This is a genomic window from Flavobacterium yafengii, from assembly GCF_030010375.1.
In the GTDB taxonomy this organism is placed as follows: domain Bacteria; phylum Bacteroidota; class Bacteroidia; order Flavobacteriales; family Flavobacteriaceae; genus Flavobacterium; species Flavobacterium yafengii.
Genome location: NZ_JASCRY010000003.1, coordinates 390,610 through 408,079, shown reverse-complemented (window position 1 = coordinate 408,079; position 17,470 = coordinate 390,610). Strand labels below are relative to the sequence as shown.

The following is a 17,470-nucleotide window of genomic DNA, read 5'->3' as shown; positions in this document are numbered from 1 at the left end:
CATTCTCATTTAAGTCGTTTTGTTTTAAGTTTTATGCCTGTGTCAATTAAAATTAAATCATATTGATTAGTTTCTTTGTTACTCATAAATATAAAACCGTCCTTAGTTGTAGGGCTTTCAAAAAAAGTATTTTCGCTGTCTGGATGCAATTCTGATTTTTTTCCATTTGGATCAACAAAAAATAATTTGTTACCTATTAATTCAATAGAAAAGATGTTTGTTAAATCAGCTTCCAATGCAAATTTCCCTGTATATTTCTTTAGTATTTCTGTTGAAAGTTGAATTTCTACACGATTTATTTTGTGGGGAACTTCATAAGGTTTTTTGTCAAGAATATTTATAATGTCAGCAGTTGCTTCTTGAAATGGAATGTCTGTGTAATTTGAAATAAAAATGAAAGTTATACCTGTCTTTAAATTCTTATAGAAATATGATCTGTAACCCGACCTTCCGCCTGATTGAGTTAATACACTATCTTTTCCAAACATTTCAAGTGCAAGGGGTTTTTTTAACACTTTTCCCAATAATATCTGCTGGCTGAAACTATACAAATCCGCAATAGTGGAAAGATAATTCCCTGTTTCAGCTTTTTTTAATTTCTTTATAGAAGTTGACATTAATTTCCCGTTCTCATTGTCAAATCCCATAGCAAATTTTGGAACTGACGTGGTAGAATTTAACTCTAATGTATTGTTCAACTTCATTTTGTTGAAAATTTCATTTTGTATAAAAGCTAAATATCCGTTGCTTGAACTCTTGTCAATAATATAATGCAACAGGAAATAGCCAACATTGGAGTATAACGTTTCTGACCCTGGCTCAAATTGCAACTTCTCTAATTTTGCCAAATCAACAACTTTTGAAAGAGATAAACTGTCGTAAGCATCTTTGTTTGTTAGCTCTCTTGGTAAACCTGATTGATGATGCATTAATTGTTCAATCGTTATTTTTTCTCCATTTGGAAAGTCGGGAATAAACTTGTTTAATTTGTCGGTAAGGTGAAGTTTTTTTAACTCTGCAAGTTTCAAAATACTAAATTTGATAAAAACTTTTGAAACGGAAGCGATGATAAACTTACTGTCTTTAGTAACTTTTAAGCTGTCAGTCTCTCCTGTGATGTTATATGTTTTGTCAAGAATAATTTGCCCATATTTTGAAATAATAACATTTCCGTTAAAATTTTTCAAGTTTGTCAAAGCTGTAAAATATTCGTCAACTTTGTAAGTTAAGCTGTCCTTTTTTACTTGTCCAAATAAACCAACTGATGTTAGTAGTATACATAAAATAGTTGAAATTGTTTTCATTTTTCGATTGTTTGTTTATAGTTGAATTTTGTCGTTGTTGCATTACCGCTAATGTTCCGCCTCTTTGAGATGGTGTGTGCTTCGTAACCTTTCAATTTTCGGCTTTGCAGAAAATATGATGCGAAACGGTAATTCCACTAAATCACACTATATATCAAAACGGCTGTTGTAGGCAGGAATAATTGGTAGTTTCATTTTTCAGTTATTTTAATTTTCCACTTTTGTAAAAATTAATAGCTTTTGTTAATATTTCTTTTATAGTTTCTATTGGCAAATCTTCGTTTGGCTCGAATAACATTATTTTCATTCTGGAACGTTTTTCAATAATCAGTTTCGGGTGTTCAAATCTATTTCCTTCTACAATTCCTAAATATGGGTTTTTATGTTTTTTATGAACCCATAAATAGCAAAACATTTTTCCTTTGTAACAAAAAAATGGCATCCCGTATTTCCATACATTTCTGATTTCAATATCTTGAGATAGAATAATTTCTCGTAATGCAATTAAGCAACCTTTTGTAGGTTCTTCTTTTTGCAAATAAAAATTATCTATTTCATTCTCCATTTTGGGTTTTAATTTAGCGAAATATAAATACCAACTTCTGCATTTTCTGGATTTTGTGCTTTTTCTCCCTAAACTTCAAAATCTGCTGAATATTTTCTGTCAATTTCTGTATTCCAAATTTTGGTCCATTCTCCAAAAACCATTCCTTGCAAAATATTTCCTTTCGCAACAAACTTTCTATAATTTTCATTTTCAAAAGTTTTTGCAACCATTTCGTTCGGAATATTTTCTATACTTGAAACTTTGCATCCAAGAATTGTTGTATAAGGTTTTGTATAATCTTTTTCATATTCTGTATAAATGCAATAAATTGTGTTGTCAATTTTGTTCGGAATTTTTTCGATTAAATTTTCCGACATAAATTTATTCCAAAGTTCAGGAATATCTGTTCCTGCTTTTCCATTTTCGTTTGTTGTTCTAACCGAAATTCCAATAACATAAAATTTTTCTAACTTTTCTGTTTCCATTTTCTTTACTTTTTTAATTCAGTTTTCTTTTTACCGAAATGTTGTGAAATTCTTGCCTACAACGGATACGGCCTGGCGATGTAGCGGATTTTTAGCACTACTGTTCATACGAAGCACAAATGTTCTGGTTTGCATAAATGTTTATACGAAGCACGTCAGCCTCCATATTGCCAAACCGATGTTAGCGGTTCGTTGTTTTTAGTCCGTTTGTTAGTCCCATATTTGAGGTCTTTCAAGTCCAAGTGTCCGTAAATATGAAAGTATTTGTCCTGTGTGAACTGCTTCGTGATATGCAATTCGTTGTAAATAATCTCCAATTCGTCTGCGTTGTCCTTTTTCTGAACGAATAATTTCAATTGTTGAAAAGTCTGTCGGACTGAATTCTTTTATCGTTTCTATAAAAGCCACTCTAAAAGGTTCGGCAAAGTCAAGTTCTCCTTGCAAATTTGTAAAAGGTCTGTTCGTCCAAGGTGAAACATAGTCGCCTAAATTTCCTCTCCTTTTAACTATCATATGGAACAAATGTTCGCCTTCTAAAACGTGTCTTACCATTTCAAGGCAATTCATTGCATTAATGTCTGGTCGCCAAAAATAATTTTCTGGTGTAATTCCTATCCAAAGTTTTATACTTCGTCTTCTAATTTCTTCAAAGTTTAGTATTATAATTTCGTTCTGTGTCATAATTCAATTTGTTAATTTGTCGTTTCGGGTTGTTCGGTACAATGACCGCTAACTATTTGCTAGTTGTGTTGAATTAAACCCTTTAGCAATCAGCCATATCGCCAAAGACATTTCATAGGCGAATACTGGAATTGCAAGTATTGCGCCCCAAACAGAAACTTGAAGAAATACTCCAAACATGACTAGCACTGCGCATGTAAAAATGAGAGGTCCTCCTACAAGACCAAAGATTGAGATGTAGCGCGGAACGAGTTTAGATTTATACAAAAAATAACTCATCATTAGTGTACTAGGGCCTAAAGCAAAGTTTGGGCCAAACAAGAATGTCCAATTGTGAACTGCAACTAATAGTTTGCCAGCAATTAAGAAAGAGGATACATTTTGATTTGATACTTTTGAGAAATCTTGGTTTAAAGTTACTAATGATAATAGGCTGATTATTCCTATAACTACGATACTACCTTCAAGAAGCCTGAAGCAAACATAACCAATTGCCATATTTTCATTTTTCTTTTTTAAGATTGGATACATCATATATGAGATGCCAATTACTGAAAAGGCGAGAATCAACTCAAAAAATGCTCCCCATATCACTTGGGTATTATTTGCTGCGCCTTTAATAATAAAATCTGGATCATTTAGGATAGGTTGGTATAGAGCTAAACCTATTATTGCTGAAACAGCTGCAAGTATAAATAATACTCCCACAATTATTGCATTTTTTCTAATTGAATTCATTTTGTATATTTAATGCTGTTACTTACAATTGTTACTTATTGTTAAATCATTGCTTACTAAGCCGTTCAGGTACATTATAAGTCACTTTGTTTAGTAATACAACGATGATAAAACTTAAATTATTGAATTGTATAGTTCTTTGTATCGGCTTCGCTTACTCTGAAATAGCCAAGAGGATAGTTTTCGAAATTCGTTTCGTTTTTTATATTTCCTTTCACAGTAGCTGGTGGGGTTTGAAATGGACCTCCACCCGAGCTTCCTGCTACACTTAATAGAATGCTCATGTAATTATAGTAAGTTTGTGATATACCATAGTGGGTAATTTCAACCTGTTCGCCAGGAGTAGTATCTTCTTCGAGTACCAAACTAAAAAATGTATTTCCTTGAAAAAAGAGATCATCATCTATGGAGTATTCCGGTTTTAGATTATTTGAGAATTTATATTTATAGAGATAATAATTATCAACGCCTGCCGGATCATTAAAAAAAGTTTTTAATTTTAGAAAGTCATTACCTAAACCCGTTTGAATTTCTTGCGTTACTGAAGTTATGGAAGCAACGGATTTCAAGGTTTCTGTGGCATTGTATGTCTGTCCGTTATTGATAACTGTTAATGTGTAGGTTTCGTCAATAACTGGAATAAAATTAGAACAAAGATATATTCCTGTATTAGGTGTTTCTGTAAAGTTGAAAATCACATTTGAACTGTTTTTTATTAAAACCGTTGCACCTGAAACCACAGGTATCACGTTGGTGTAAAAATCAGTTGTTGTTGACAGTTTTATGACTTGGTTATTACCAGTTGTTCCTTTTTGCCAATTTATGGAAGCATCAATAACTAATCTAGGGTTGTCTGTATTTAGAGAAATGTTAACTACATCTTCACAACTGTTAAAAAAGATAGCCGATAGTAATACGATTATTAAATTTATTTTAGTTTTCATTTTTTTCATTTTTAAAATTTAAAATTATAGCTTACAGAAGGGACAATTCCGAAAATTGAGGTTCGCATTGCTTCATTGTTTCCTGTATCTACATTTTGATTGAAATTTATTGAAGCAGCATTTTGGCGGTTGTACAAGTTGTAGATACTGAATACCCATTCTGATTTCCAACTCCGTTTGTCATTATTATGAGGTGTTAAGGTTGCAGAAATATCTAAATGATGGTAAACCGGTAACCTATTTTCATTTCTCAACCCATAACTTGGTACTAAAATATCCTGATAGGTATATTGTCCGTTTGGATAAGTTACTGGCTGACCTGATTGTAATATGAAATTAGCACCAAAACTCCATTTTTTATTTAAACTATAAGCACCAGTAACGGCAAGATTGTGTAATTTATCGTATGCAGAATTATACCATTGACCATTGTTGATACCAATTTCGGAACTGTTTCTTCCAGGAGTTTGTTGCTCTGATTTTGATAAGGTATAGGAAATCCAGCCTGTCAATTTGCCTTCGTTTTTTCGCAACATTAATTCTAAACCATACGAACGCATTTGCCCGTTCAGGATTACCTGTTCTATGGCTTCGTTTGCGATCAAATCAGCACCATCAATATAATCAATCCTATTTTGGATTTTTTTGTAGAAGGTTTCTGCTTCAAAAGAATATTCATTATCGTTGAAATTCTTGAAATAACCCAAAGCCACTTGGTCAGCAATTTGCGGTTTGATAAAGTTATCACTTGGCATCCAAACATCAAGTGGAGTTGGCGATGAAGTATTAGAAACTAATTGTAAATACTGAACCATCCTATTGTAACTTGCTTTTATAGATTGATTTTTATTTAATTCATAAGCAATAGAAAATCGAGGCTCTAAATAATTATAGCTTTGAATTACTTTGTTTTTATCATAAAATTTGGTTCCAATGGGAGTTGCTTTTTCATAAATCTGTGCATCTTGATTAAAAGTCACGGGTTCATTATTAGTATAAATATTTGTTGTTGATTTGCCTAACCTATAAAACAAGCTATATCTTAAGCCGTACGAAAGTGAAACTTTTTTAGAGATTTCCTGTTCGGCATCAATATATATTGCGGGTTCAAAAGCATATTTTTTATCTAGTTGTGTAGAATTTATTCCTGAATTAGGATTAGTTGGATTTATTGTTCCTGGATTGAAATCATAATAAATGCTATTGGCACCAAAATTTAATTTGAATTTATCAGATATATAATTTTTGAAATCATATTTTATATTGTAATTTTTAATTCCTGAATCCCATTTGAAACCAACTAAATCTAAATCTAATCCGAAGTAATAATCGCTATATATTACCGATAGATTTGAAAATAACTTATCATTAAATAAATGATTCCAACGCAGGTTTAAAGTTGAATTGCCATACGTATTTGTAAAACTTTTGTCCAAACTAAAAACATCCCGACCAAAATAGCCCGATAAGAATAAGTTATTGTTTGGGTTAAGCTTATACGATAATTTCGTGTTTAAATCATAGAAATAGGCTGCATTATTTTTTTGCTCTTCGGAGAGTTTTAAAAATAAATGTGCATAAGAAGCACGACCACCAATAAGGAAAGATCCTTTGTCTTTCACTATTGGGCCTTCAGCCAATAATCTACTAGAAATTAATCCAATTCCACCCGTCATGTGAAAACCAGTGCTACTACCGTCTTTTTGATATATATCTAAAACGGAAGAAGCTCTGCCGCCATATCTTGCTGGAATTCCTCCTTTGTATAATTTTAAATCCTTTATGGCGTCTGGGTTAAAGACCGAAAAGAATCCAAAAACATGGGAAGAATTAAAAATAGTTGCTTCATCTAGAAGTATCAAATTCTGGTCAGCACCACCACCACGTACATTAAAACCAGATGCGCCTTCGCCAGCATTGGTTACTCCGGGTAGCAGTAAAATAGATTTCAGAACATCAACTTCTCCAAGTACTACAGGCATTTTTTTTATCGTAGCAATAGAAAGTTTATTGATACTCATTTCAGCTTTTCTAATATTAGTTGCCTTTCTATTGGTTGTAATAACAACTTCTTCTAATTGTTCTTCGTTACTGAAAAGTTTGAAGTTACTTTTGGTATTTTTGTCGAGATTAACGTTTTCTATTATCGTTTCAAAACTCACAAAACTCAATTGGATTGTATAGTTGCCTTTTGGAATAGTGATAGAATAAAAACCATATTCGTTGGTGATTGTTCCTGTTTTTAATTCGGGGAAATAAACGTTGACACCAATTATGGTTTCGTTGCTTTTGGCATCAGAAACGGTTCCACTTAAAGTGAATTTCTGTTTCGTCAGTTCGCTGGAGCTTGTGTCTTGCGAAAACATGCTAGTAAAAAAAAGCAGCAGTGTCGAAGTTAGGAGATAAATTAATTTTGTATTCATGTTTTTATTTTTAAAAAGGGTTTTAATTTTAAATTGGTAAAAAGCATTACAAGTTTTTACCAACTTTCTTACGAATTGCTTTAGGAATGGCGTTATTATTGACCATTACCGAAATTGTTTTCGATAGTAAATATTCTTTCGACATGTGGAGTTAACCACCACAATCATTATTATCAGCGGAGTTATTTATGATATAAATGATCCCCTTTTTCATTTTCTGCAAGGCCAATAATGTGCATATTGTACATCTTTGGCGCGATTCAAACGCTGCTTGTATTCCGGCCTGACGCAAAACCCTTGTTGTTCGGGCATATTTCAACTGTGATTTGTTCACTCGAGACGTTTCCAGATGTACTTTTTCATTGATTCATCTAAGGGTGTTTTTGCTACTATATTTGTTAAATTAGCAACTGTCTTACTTCCAATACCTCCAATTATTTCAATCACATTTTGTTGAGTAAATCCAGCATTCAAAAAATCTGATATTTCTTTTGGTTCTATATGCCCTTTATATTTATTATTTGCTTTGTAAAATTTCTTAGACTTTCAAGTCTTTGGTCGTTTATTTGTTGTCCATTTCTTAATGCATTAATAATTTTTGTCGATACTTTAGTCATTTCCATTCCCCAAGAATGCAAAGCCACACAGTATGGACTGTTATTTTCAAAGCTAATTGTCATAAGAACTATTTGACCTTCTAAGAACCCTAATGTGGATTTTCCTAAAAATAAATCAAAGGATTGATTATAAGCTTGATAAATTGAAGGTGATACAGCTAATATTTTGTCTTGATTAGGTACAAATCCAAATTTATTAAAAGCGTTTTGAAGAAGGTCTTTTGAATTTTCAGGTGCTGTTTCTATTGAATATTGTTCAAACATTTTTTGATTTTTTATTGTTATTAATTTTAGCCTGACAGTTAAAAATGTGGAGCTTTGCGAAGAAGCGAGATTAAAAGCACAACTTTAAGTTTATTACATATATTTATAATTCTGAATGTTCAATTTATCACTGAACTTGCTTTTTTGCAGAACGCTTGTTAGCTATTCGTTGTTTTTCGGTTCTATTTAATTACTTCTGTTTCCGTTCCAATTCTTCTACTTTGTCTAACCACCTTTTTCTTAACTCATTTGTTGCAGTTTTTACAATTCCAATTTAAAAATCACTAGTTATGAAGAAGTTAGGTCTTTAGTATTCGCTTTTCCCAACCAAGAGCCATCCAATTGGTTTTGCTTTTTATTCTGTGTATTGATTAGGAACCCAATAAATAATATGATTATTGAAATTGAAGTTTTAGTTTTCATAATAAGGGAGTTTTAGAAAAATATCATTTGAAATTTATTTCAGTATTTATTATTTTAATTTATTAAGCAAAATTACATTCTGAAGCAATTTGCAGGATAGGACAAATATGAAGTTGAATAGGATTAATACAAATTATCTGTTGTTGTAAGTAAATAGTATTGAAGAACCCAAGTTAACAGGCTCTCTTTTATATTGTTACTTCACTCTGAAACGATTCCCTTTTAAGTAATAAGAAATAGGTTAGTATCAATACACAAAATACAATTACTGCTTTTATGCAGTCGGCATTGCTATTTATTGCACGTCCGGATATAAAAGCAAAAATCACATCAAAAGTGAAACCTGCAATTGCCCATTCTTTTAATCGTTTTAGATTAGGTATTAGTAAAGCTACTACTCCTGCAATTTTAGCAATGCCAAGAGTTAATATAAAATAGGGTGGATAACCCATTCTCAATGTCTTTGGATAGGTTGATGGGTTTTTGGTTATTTCCATAAAGCCGCTTATGGCAAAAAAAACGGCCAATAGTATTAAAAGTGACCAATAAAAATAAGTGATTTTTTTGTTTTCTGTTTTCATGATTTTTTTGTGTAAATTGTTATTATTTTATACAAAAGTCTAAGAATACAGCTAGGGCTACAATTTTATTATGCGAAGTGGGCTGAGATGTCTGTAAACTCGTATTTTAATTCTGCAACACATTTACTGAAAAGTTATATTCTGTTATTTATCATTTTAAAAAACAGCTCTTTATAGGTTTCGGAAATTGGAATAATCTGATTAGCAATTTTTATTCTCATTCTCTCGATGGATTCTATTTTGTTAATTCCAACCATATAAGATTTATGCACTCTGCAAACCAAATTGGAGGGTATGATTTGTTCTAGTTCACTAAAATTTTGTAGTGTCATAATCTTTTTATTTATCATATGAATTCTTCGGTAATCTCGCATTCCTTCGATAAATAAAATATCGCTTAAATCTATTTTTTCTAATCTATTTTCAGTCTTTACAAAAATAAAGTCTAATGGCACATTAGGAAGGTTTTGGTTACTATTTTCTTGTGCTTTGTTTACGGCTTTTAAAAACCTATCAAACGTAAAAGGTTTTAATAGGTAGTCGGTTACATTGAGTTCATACCCTTTTATTGCATACTCCTGGTAGGCAGTTGTTATAATAACCTGACTTTCTATTTTTGAACTTTCAAGCAATTCGATGCCGGATAATTCATCCATATTTATGTCTAAAAAAAGTAAATCGACTTTATTTGCTTTTAAATATGATAGGCCATCAAGTGCGTTGTCAAACGTACCACATAAATTAAGGAAGGGCACTTTGATTACAAAACTCTTAGTTCTCTCAAGCGCCAAAGGTTCGTCTTCTATAATAATACAAGAATATCTATCCATTTTTGATTGTTAATTTTACACTGTAAAGGTTCATTTGTTTGTCTAATTCTAATAGATGTTGTTCTGGATATAACAAATTTAGACGTTTTTGAATAAGATTATTTCCTAAACCATTACTTTCTTCTATTAATTTTCGATTGGAATCGAACTTGTTTTCACATACAAATAGGATGTTTTCCTTATTAATAAATAACTGAACATTAATAGCATTATCTATTTTTTTATTAGTACTGTGCTTAAAAGCATTCTCAATAAATGGAATAAAAACCATTGGGGCTATAGTAATGTTTATTGGATTACCTATTACTTTAAAGCTTACATAATTTGCATTTGCGGTTCTTATTTTTTGTAATTCGATGTACTTCTCTATGTATTCAATCTCTTTTTTAAGTAAAATCTCATCTGTTTTCGTTTCGTACAGCATAAAACGCAAAATATCGGATAGCTTATTTAAATAATTGGAAGCTTCTGTCGCATCTTTTAAAATCAGTACATCGATGTTATTCAGCGTATTAAATAGGAAATGAGGATCTAGCTGGGATTTAATCAATGCCATTTCTGTTTCATGATTTTTTTGTCTCAACTCTTCTTTTAATTTTATTTCTTTAACCCAGGTAATAAAACCTTTAATTATTAATGCTGCTAAACCAACTATTGAAGCAATAAAGCTCATAAATATTATTGTTTTGACTGCGGTTGACCTACCGTTTATTCCTCCTTGGTCCATGTCAATAAGATATCCCGTTTCTATTAAATACCGCATCAGTAAATACCCTATTATAGAAGTTCCTATTGAAATCATGATGCCAAAAATAAAGGAAAGAAAAAACTTTTTTTGTTGTAAGTATTTTGGAAATACAATTAAATAGCAACCATAAAATGTTATGAAAGAAGGTAGAAATGCAAAAAGGAAAAGGGATTTTAATGCATTTAAAACTCGTTCTGTTTGATCGACTTCATGACTACTACTTCTGAAGAAAACGGTTACCATGATTGCTATTAACAATAAATAGCACAACCAAAAACCAATATGTAATAAAATAACGATTGATTTTTTCATAAGATCAAATTTAGGGATTTAGAAGAACAATATTGGATGATTTTAAAATCATTAAAAAATATATTATTCCAACTGGGGATATATGTCTGCAAAATTGGGATAGTCTCATGTAGATGGCTAAATAAAAAGTAATGCTAATAGAATTGTTTATGTAATTTGGTACTGGATTTTTTTTTTGGTTGGACAAAAAGAAGCTGAAAAGAATTTATTAGGAATTTTAACTGGTAGTTTTGGGGTTTAAAACTATAAAATTTAGTGCAGCAGAAGTTAATAATTGGGGTTCAAATCCTTAAATACAATTGGAATCTGGAAAGCAAAAATCCCCAAAGCTTATATTTGGGGATTATTAGTTTAGTCTATTAGATGTCTTAAACTGCTAATTATTCTTTTGCAAATAAAAACTCTTGTCCACCTTGTTTTAAAACCATTTCTTTTTTATCGGTATTGAATTCAAGAACTAGTCCAGCTTGTTCAAACTTAAAAGCATTTATTGCCGTTGCTTCTAATGGAAAAGAAGGTTGTCCTATTACCTGACCAAGTAATTTATTTTCTTTTTTTGTTATATTAATTTTTATAGGAATTTGTTTACTTGTATATTGCCCCAAATATAAATCTAATATTTCTGATTTTAACTCAACATAGTTAAAATTAGGCATTGCAAATGGTTTATTAAAATAACAACTCATTGCACATGATAACACATTATTTATTGGATAAATTAATCCGTTTGATGTTAATGTAATCGATAGTTTTTCTTTGGGAAAATAGCTTGAAATAGATTGAAAATCATCAATTGCACCATTGTGACCATAACTTTTCTCTTCAAAATTCCTAAATTCTAACATACCCATCCCAACACCCATTCCGTGAAAATCACTCATAGTTGTCATTAGAGATAAAGATTTCTGCGAAATTAACTTGCCATTAAAAAGCTGTTCGATAAAAGTATTTAAATCTGTTGAATTTGATTGGATAGAACCAGCTCCCATTGGGATTGATAAATCCGTCTCCGTTCCTTTATCCCATTTATTTGTGAAATGATATGAGTAACTTTCATTATTCAGAATTTTGATTTTACCACCAAAATAGGTGTTTTTTAATCCTAATGGTTTTATGATTTTAGAATTTAAAATTGTTGCATATGATTTTTTATAAATTTTTTCAAGAATATAACTCAAAATAATATAGTTAGAATTGCTATATTCTACTTTGATATTAGGTTCAAAATCACTTTTTGTTTTAGCAATAATTTCAATCATCTGCTTTTCAGATTTAGGCTCGGTATTATAGCTAAAATAGCTTTTGTCATTGGTGATATCGTGTATGCCACTTCTGTGATTTAACAAATTCTGAATAGTTATTTTTTTTGAATTTTCAATTTCAGGGAAAAATTTGTCTAAAGATTGGCTCAATGATATTTTGTTTTCTTCAATAGCTTTTAAAATTAACGATGCTGTGAACATTTTAGAAATAGAGCCAACTCTATATTTGGTTTTGTCATCTGCTTTTTTTGAATTTTCTACATCAGAATAACCTATTGATTTTAAGTACAGTAATTTCCCGTTTTTTGAAACGGCTATACTTCCCATAAATTTATTGTTTTTTTCTAATGTTTGGAACAAGCTGTCTAGTCTTTGATTGTTAAAAGTCTGTGAAAAACAAATTGTAATAGTGAATGTAATAATGCTAGTAATTATGAATTTTTTCATTATGAATTTTTTCATTGTGAATTATTTTTGATTGATTGTTTTTTTTAATTTTAGTAAGAATGTGGTGAATACATAAAACAGAAAAATTGAAGTTAGCATAACTGGTATAAACCAATTGCCAAGAAGTTCGGTTACTCCGTTTTGGTTTGCTTTATTTGACCATCCAAAAAATAGAAGAGAGTTCTCTCGATAGAACATGCCTATTTCTGAAGGATAAATTATTTTGGCGGGAATTAAAAATACAAATCCGAATAGTAAGATATATAAAAAGAAGAATACTATATATGAAAGCCCATTAGTGAAATTTAAAGCCAAAGCTTTTAAAATATGAATGGGGTTGAATGTTCTGGTTGCTTGTTCTAATTTTTTATCAGCAATAAGCGGTTTTAAAACTTCTTCGGGGATGCCTAATTTTTCGAGAATATTCAATAACACATCAATTTCGTCCGCTCCATTTTTGTGTTGAATAGCTTCAAAAATATGGCTATTAAATTCCATATAGACATCGTTCTGATCCCTTTTTGAAAGCGAATCAGTTACTTTAATTATACGCTTCATGTAATCGTTATAAACCCTTTTTGAAGCTTCTTGACTGAATTTTATGTTTTCTATTTTCATCTAATTATCTTTTTAATAGCGTCTTCTAAATTTGTCCAATACACATTCATTTGAACAAGTGTCTTTATCCCAGTTACTGTCAAACAATAATATTTTCTGGGAATTCCAGTTTCTTGTTCCACCCAGTTTGAGTCCACTAAATTTTCGGATTTTAGCCTGTTCATTAATGGATAAAGGGTGCCTTCGGCAATTTCTATTTCGGTATGTTTTCTTATTTGTTCAATAAGTTCATAACCATAATACTCATTCTCTTTGAGTACATTCAGGATAATAAAGGTAAGAGTCCCTTTTTTAACCTGAGATTTCCAGTTTGTTACAAATGATTCGTTCATTTTGTAAATGTATAGCATAATACATAGCTATGCAATACTTGTTAAAAAAAATTAATATTTTTTTAACATATCTGCTTTTTAACTACTTATGAACAATAGCGGACAAATCATACAAACTAACTAATAATATCCTCTAAAAAACAGTTTTCAAATCATATAATGTTATATTAAGAATCCTTTGATCTAATTTTGTTAGATGTCTGTTGTAGTTTGTTTTCCCCCCAATAAATCTAAACGCAGAACCTCTTCCAATACAATATTTACCTACTTCTAAAATGATTTCTTTTTCTCTAGAAATAACAGCCATTATTTTTATAGTCAGCTATTATAACTGTTGTAGAAAGCAACTTATCAATATAATTAAGTCCCCTACTTTTGGATTATGTTTAATTTCCATATAAACAAGATGAGACAAAAATGAAGTTCTTTAATTTAAAAATTGAAAGTTGATTTAAAAGATAAATAGGTCACATATTTACTTTTTTTCGTTGCTTTTAGATAGTTTTCTGCGTTAAAATAAGATGTATCAAATGAAAAGGATAGATTTTCATAGTTAATGTTAAAGGAAATTCTACATTGATAAAAGTAGAAATATCAAAAAACAATATATTATTTATACAGAATTTTTCATTACTAAAATTTGATAAAAACCAAGAATTACGGGTAAAGTTTTAATAATTTATTTTTAATTTTGTATTAATTATTTTTTCAAAAAACAACTCAATTAAATTATCTTTATTAGTTTTTATTTTGCTTGAATTGAATATTGTTTATTGAAAATTTAGCGCTTAAAATCTTCATATCCTCACTTATTTTTTTGTCGAGAATTTTAGCATAATGTTGTGTAGTTTGAATCTTTTTATGATCAAGCATTTTGCTTACGGTTTTAATAGGAATACCATTTGTAAGCGTTACAGTCGTCGCAAAAGTATGTCTTGCAATGTGAAAGGTTAGTTCTTTTTCAATCTCACAAACTCCTGCTTTTTTTTTAGATCGGCATTCATTTTTTGATTTATTAAAATTGGAAGTAGTCTATATTCATTATTGCTTTTTGGGTGGTCTTCATATTTATCAATAATCATTTGCGATATTGGAAGAATTGGAATTTTGGAAGCAGTTTCGTTTTTTTGTCTGTGGGTAAATATCCATTTTTCGTCATCAATACTAATACTGCATGCGACTTTGTTGAGTTTTTTACATCGAAATAAGCCAAACCAGTATAGCAGGAAAAAATGAAAATATCTTTTACTAAAGTTAATCGTTCTGATGAAAATCTTTTATTGTAAAGTCTTTTCTTTCATCTGAACAGTCGTGAAGTATGCGATTGAAATTCTCTGGTAGGTTTTCTATAAATACTTGTCTACCATAGTTTATAATGATGTTTAGATAATGGTCAACCTGTTCTAATTTGTCAGGAAGTGCTGACTTGTCATTGTCAAAATGCCAAATGTACGTGGCTTCTTCTTTGTTCAGCGTTTCGAAAATAATGTAAATCTCTTCTTTTCCGGCTAAAATAAAAACAAACGAAAAAGGATTAAAGACAAATTGAATTTTAAGTATAGCCCTTTCGTGTCGGTCGGCTAAATTAAACCCAATGGTTTAATTCTTAATTTTCTGTGAAGGCTAAGTTAGTATATCCAAAATAAAAAAGTCTAAAATTTTAAAGTACCTACAACAATAATTTCCCATGCAACTGAGAGTGCTTTTTATGTATAAGTTAAAAAAAAATCATAATAGAATTCTTTTCCTAATTCTGCTCAAAGATTGTGGTTTGACGCCTACATAAGAAGCGATATGGTACTGAGGAATTCGTTGTTGAACTTCAGGGTAATTTTTGATGAAGCTTTCGTAACGTTGCTTTATACTGTCTTTATAAAATGATTTTAATTTCTTAACCACATCTATGATTTCATACTCCAATGCTAACCTTCCAAAACGTTCTCCATTTTCTACCTTAGAATAAAATTGCTGCAAATCGTTGTAAGAAATAATAAAAACTATACTGTCTTCTAATGCTTGAATATTTTGTAAGGTTGATATTTGAGGAACAAAACTTTCATAATCTGTCATAAAGCAGCCTTCGTGTCCAAAATAAAATGTTTTTTCTTCCCCTTCTTGATTGATATAATATCTGAACAAACCTTTTTTAATAAAACATATTTGCATAGAAATCTGCCCCTCTTTTAAAAAATAATCATTTTTTTTTATTTCTCTCATTTGAAAAAGTTGTTTTATAATTACTAAATCCTTTTCTGAAAGGTGAATGAATGACTTTATTTTATTAATTAATTCGACGTACATAATTTTATTTGAAATATTGTTTTACAATTTTTGCATATTACAATGGCTTGTTTTGGAATAAAAATTGTGACAGGAGATTAATTCGATATGAAATATCAATTTGAAATTAGAATGTTTTTTTTTATAATAGAACGAGATATATTAATAACCTTATTTAAGGTAAGTTGTAAAATAAAAAGATTACTATCATAAAGTGTATAATTAAGTAATAACCTTAATCATTAATGTTTTTCAATAGCAAATAAATGATTTATTGAATCGTATAGTTAATTTTGCCCACTTCACATAATCTGAAATATCCTAGAGGATAGTTGTCAAAATTTGTTGTACTTTTTAATATTTCCTTTAACGGTAGCTGGCGGAGTTTGAAATGGACTGGCATGTGAATTCCCTACAACTTTCAATAGCACATTCATGTAATTGTAATATGTTAATATTATTTTTTAATATTTTTTTTATAAATTCTTAAATCTTACAATGTTTCTCTCTGGAATTAAACATTTTATACTTACGTTCCTATTCCAAAAATTTTCTATATATTTTGTGTGCTGAATTATTCCATCAACAACTTTAATTCTAGTTTCAAATTTTTTTGCTAATTTTAGAGGCAACTCTATTTCAAAAAGAATATAGTTAATTCCGTTAATCGGGTAAATTAATTTTTCCATTTTTTTATTTTATTTATAAGCCTAACTGCAACAATATTTTTGTGTTAATAAGGATTAATTGTTTACTATAAATTTTTTTTTATTTGTAATTTTTGTTCAATCTAAAAATTATCGTTGAATGGGCGAGCTAGCAATTATTACCAAATCAATATTTTTATTTTTTTTAATTATTTACATATTTCCCTTCTTTTATTATTTACAAAAGCGCAAATATTTGAATTATTGAATTAATTTCATTAATCAAAAGCCTAAAAAAGTTAATGGATATTATTTCGGATTCGGCTTAAATGGCGAGGGGTCACGCCAAGTATAGATGCTAAATATTGTAGCGGAATTTTTTGCAAAAGCTGGGGCTCTTCTTTTAGCATTTTTTTATATCGCTGTTCTCCGCTGAGCAATATTAGGTCATGACGGTTTGCGTCTATACTGCAAATAGAATTTTCCAAAAAACCAATATAAAAATCTTTGAATCTGGGGATATCATTTATCAGTTTTTTAAGATTAGTTTTGCTAATTATACTAACGCTTCCATCTGTCAATGCTCTCACATTTTCAATAGCAGGAATTTCATTTACGAAACTTAAACGCGAAGTCATAAATGTATTTTCAATTGAAACATATGTAGTTCTAATTTCACCTTCTTTCAAAACGTAATATTGAAAGATACCGGTTTCAACAAAACCTAAATGTTTACTTATTTTATCTTCCTTTACAAAAAAATCGTGTTTTTTGAATATTTGGAGTCTAAATGAATTTAAAATTCTATCTAAATCATTCCCTTCAAAACCAAACACTTTAAAATATCTTTGTAGCTTTATCATGGCTGTTGGATTTATTTATACGCTGTTTTTTTGTATAAATTGTTACTATTTTATACAAAAATCCAAGAATAGAGTTAGTGATACAATTTTATTATGCGAAGTAAGTGAAGATGTCTGTAAACTC

General features: G+C 29.9%; 19 protein-coding genes. All 19 read right to left on the bottom strand.

Annotation, left to right across the window (positions count from 1 at the left end; all coding sequences use genetic code 11):
* Positions 1 to 5 precede the first annotated feature (5 nt).
* The 19 genes from QLS97_RS12040 to QLS97_RS11950 all read right to left on the bottom strand — a co-directional run bounded on the left by QLS97_RS12040 (position 6) and on the right by QLS97_RS11950 (position 17,346).
* On the bottom strand, positions 6 to 1,304 hold the full coding sequence (locus QLS97_RS12040; protein ID WP_282716955.1) for a serine hydrolase domain-containing protein: 1,299 nt from the start codon (positions 1,302 to 1,304) through the stop codon (positions 6 to 8).
* A gap of 202 nt (positions 1,305 to 1,506) precedes the next feature.
* Positions 1,507 to 1,869 carry a DUF1801 domain-containing protein gene (locus tag QLS97_RS12035; RefSeq protein WP_282716953.1) on the bottom strand — a complete coding sequence of 121 codons (363 nt, stop codon included), beginning with the start codon at positions 1,867 to 1,869 and terminating at the stop codon, positions 1,507 to 1,509.
* Between the two features lie 68 nt (positions 1,870 to 1,937).
* Positions 1,938 to 2,336 (bottom strand): GyrI-like domain-containing protein, encoded by a 399-nt coding sequence (locus QLS97_RS12030; RefSeq protein ID WP_282716952.1) that lies wholly within the window; start codon positions 2,334 to 2,336, stop codon positions 1,938 to 1,940.
* Positions 2,337 to 2,546: 210 nt separating this feature from the next.
* The gene (locus tag QLS97_RS12025; protein ID WP_282716951.1) at positions 2,547 to 3,017 is read right to left on the bottom strand and encodes a DinB family protein; all 471 of its coding nucleotides are present in this window, start codon (positions 3,015 to 3,017) and stop codon (positions 2,547 to 2,549) included.
* Between the two features lie 48 nt (positions 3,018 to 3,065).
* Positions 3,066 to 3,755 carry a DUF4386 domain-containing protein gene (locus tag QLS97_RS12020; RefSeq protein WP_282716950.1) on the bottom strand — a complete coding sequence of 230 codons (690 nt, stop codon included), beginning with the start codon at positions 3,753 to 3,755 and terminating at the stop codon, positions 3,066 to 3,068.
* Between the two features lie 119 nt (positions 3,756 to 3,874).
* On the bottom strand, positions 3,875 to 4,699 hold the full coding sequence (locus QLS97_RS12015; RefSeq protein WP_282716949.1) for a DUF4249 domain-containing protein: 825 nt from the start codon (positions 4,697 to 4,699) through the stop codon (positions 3,875 to 3,877).
* 11 nt (positions 4,700 to 4,710) lie between these two features.
* A complete protein-coding gene (locus QLS97_RS12010; RefSeq protein WP_428831788.1) occupies positions 4,711 to 7,122 on the bottom strand; it encodes a TonB-dependent receptor in 2,412 nt (803 codons plus the stop codon).
* A 497-nt stretch (positions 7,123 to 7,619) separates the two neighbouring features.
* Entirely contained in the window at positions 7,620 to 8,003 is a 384-nt protein-coding gene (locus QLS97_RS12005) for a carboxymuconolactone decarboxylase family protein (protein WP_282716948.1), read from the bottom strand.
* Positions 8,004 to 8,291: 288 nt separating this feature from the next.
* The gene (locus tag QLS97_RS12000; RefSeq protein ID WP_282716947.1) at positions 8,292 to 8,426 is read right to left on the bottom strand and encodes a hypothetical protein; all 135 of its coding nucleotides are present in this window, start codon (positions 8,424 to 8,426) and stop codon (positions 8,292 to 8,294) included.
* 188 nt (positions 8,427 to 8,614) lie between these two features.
* On the bottom strand, positions 8,615 to 9,007 hold the full coding sequence (locus QLS97_RS11995; protein ID WP_282716946.1) for a DoxX family protein: 393 nt from the start codon (positions 9,005 to 9,007) through the stop codon (positions 8,615 to 8,617).
* A gap of 134 nt (positions 9,008 to 9,141) precedes the next feature.
* The gene (locus tag QLS97_RS11990) at positions 9,142 to 9,837 is read right to left on the bottom strand and encodes a LytR/AlgR family response regulator transcription factor (RefSeq protein WP_282716945.1); all 696 of its coding nucleotides are present in this window, start codon (positions 9,835 to 9,837) and stop codon (positions 9,142 to 9,144) included.
* The gene (locus QLS97_RS11985; protein ID WP_282716944.1) at positions 9,830 to 10,897 is read right to left on the bottom strand and encodes a sensor histidine kinase; all 1,068 of its coding nucleotides are present in this window, start codon (positions 10,895 to 10,897) and stop codon (positions 9,830 to 9,832) included. The genes QLS97_RS11990 and QLS97_RS11985 overlap by 8 nt, the downstream gene beginning before the upstream one ends.
* Before the next feature lie 380 nt (positions 10,898 to 11,277).
* Positions 11,278 to 12,621, bottom strand: coding sequence for a serine hydrolase domain-containing protein (locus QLS97_RS11980; protein WP_282716943.1), 1,344 nt, complete (start codon positions 12,619 to 12,621; stop codon positions 11,278 to 11,280).
* Between the two features lie 6 nt (positions 12,622 to 12,627).
* Positions 12,628 to 13,224: a hypothetical protein gene (locus QLS97_RS11975; RefSeq protein ID WP_282716942.1), complete on the bottom strand. Its 597-nt coding sequence runs from the start codon at positions 13,222 to 13,224 to the stop codon at positions 12,628 to 12,630.
* Positions 13,221 to 13,556 (bottom strand): PadR family transcriptional regulator, encoded by a 336-nt coding sequence (locus tag QLS97_RS11970; RefSeq protein WP_282716940.1) that lies wholly within the window; start codon positions 13,554 to 13,556, stop codon positions 13,221 to 13,223. The genes QLS97_RS11975 and QLS97_RS11970 overlap by 4 nt, the downstream gene beginning before the upstream one ends.
* A 738-nt stretch (positions 13,557 to 14,294) precedes the next feature.
* Complete coding sequence (locus QLS97_RS11965; RefSeq protein ID WP_282717230.1) at positions 14,295 to 14,498, bottom strand: tyrosine-type recombinase/integrase; 204 nt, start codon at positions 14,496 to 14,498, stop codon at positions 14,295 to 14,297.
* Positions 14,499 to 15,284: 786 nt separating this feature from the next.
* Positions 15,285 to 15,773, bottom strand: coding sequence for a Crp/Fnr family transcriptional regulator (locus QLS97_RS11960; RefSeq protein ID WP_282716938.1), 489 nt, complete (start codon positions 15,771 to 15,773; stop codon positions 15,285 to 15,287).
* Positions 15,774 to 16,312: 539 nt separating this feature from the next.
* Positions 16,313 to 16,525, bottom strand: a complete 213-nt coding sequence (locus QLS97_RS11955; RefSeq protein ID WP_282716936.1) for a hypothetical protein — start codon at positions 16,523 to 16,525, stop codon at positions 16,313 to 16,315.
* Positions 16,526 to 16,782: 257 nt separating this feature from the next.
* Positions 16,783 to 17,346, bottom strand: a complete 564-nt coding sequence (locus QLS97_RS11950; RefSeq protein ID WP_282716935.1) for a Crp/Fnr family transcriptional regulator — start codon at positions 17,344 to 17,346, stop codon at positions 16,783 to 16,785.
* Positions 17,347 to 17,470: the final 124 nt, after the last annotated feature.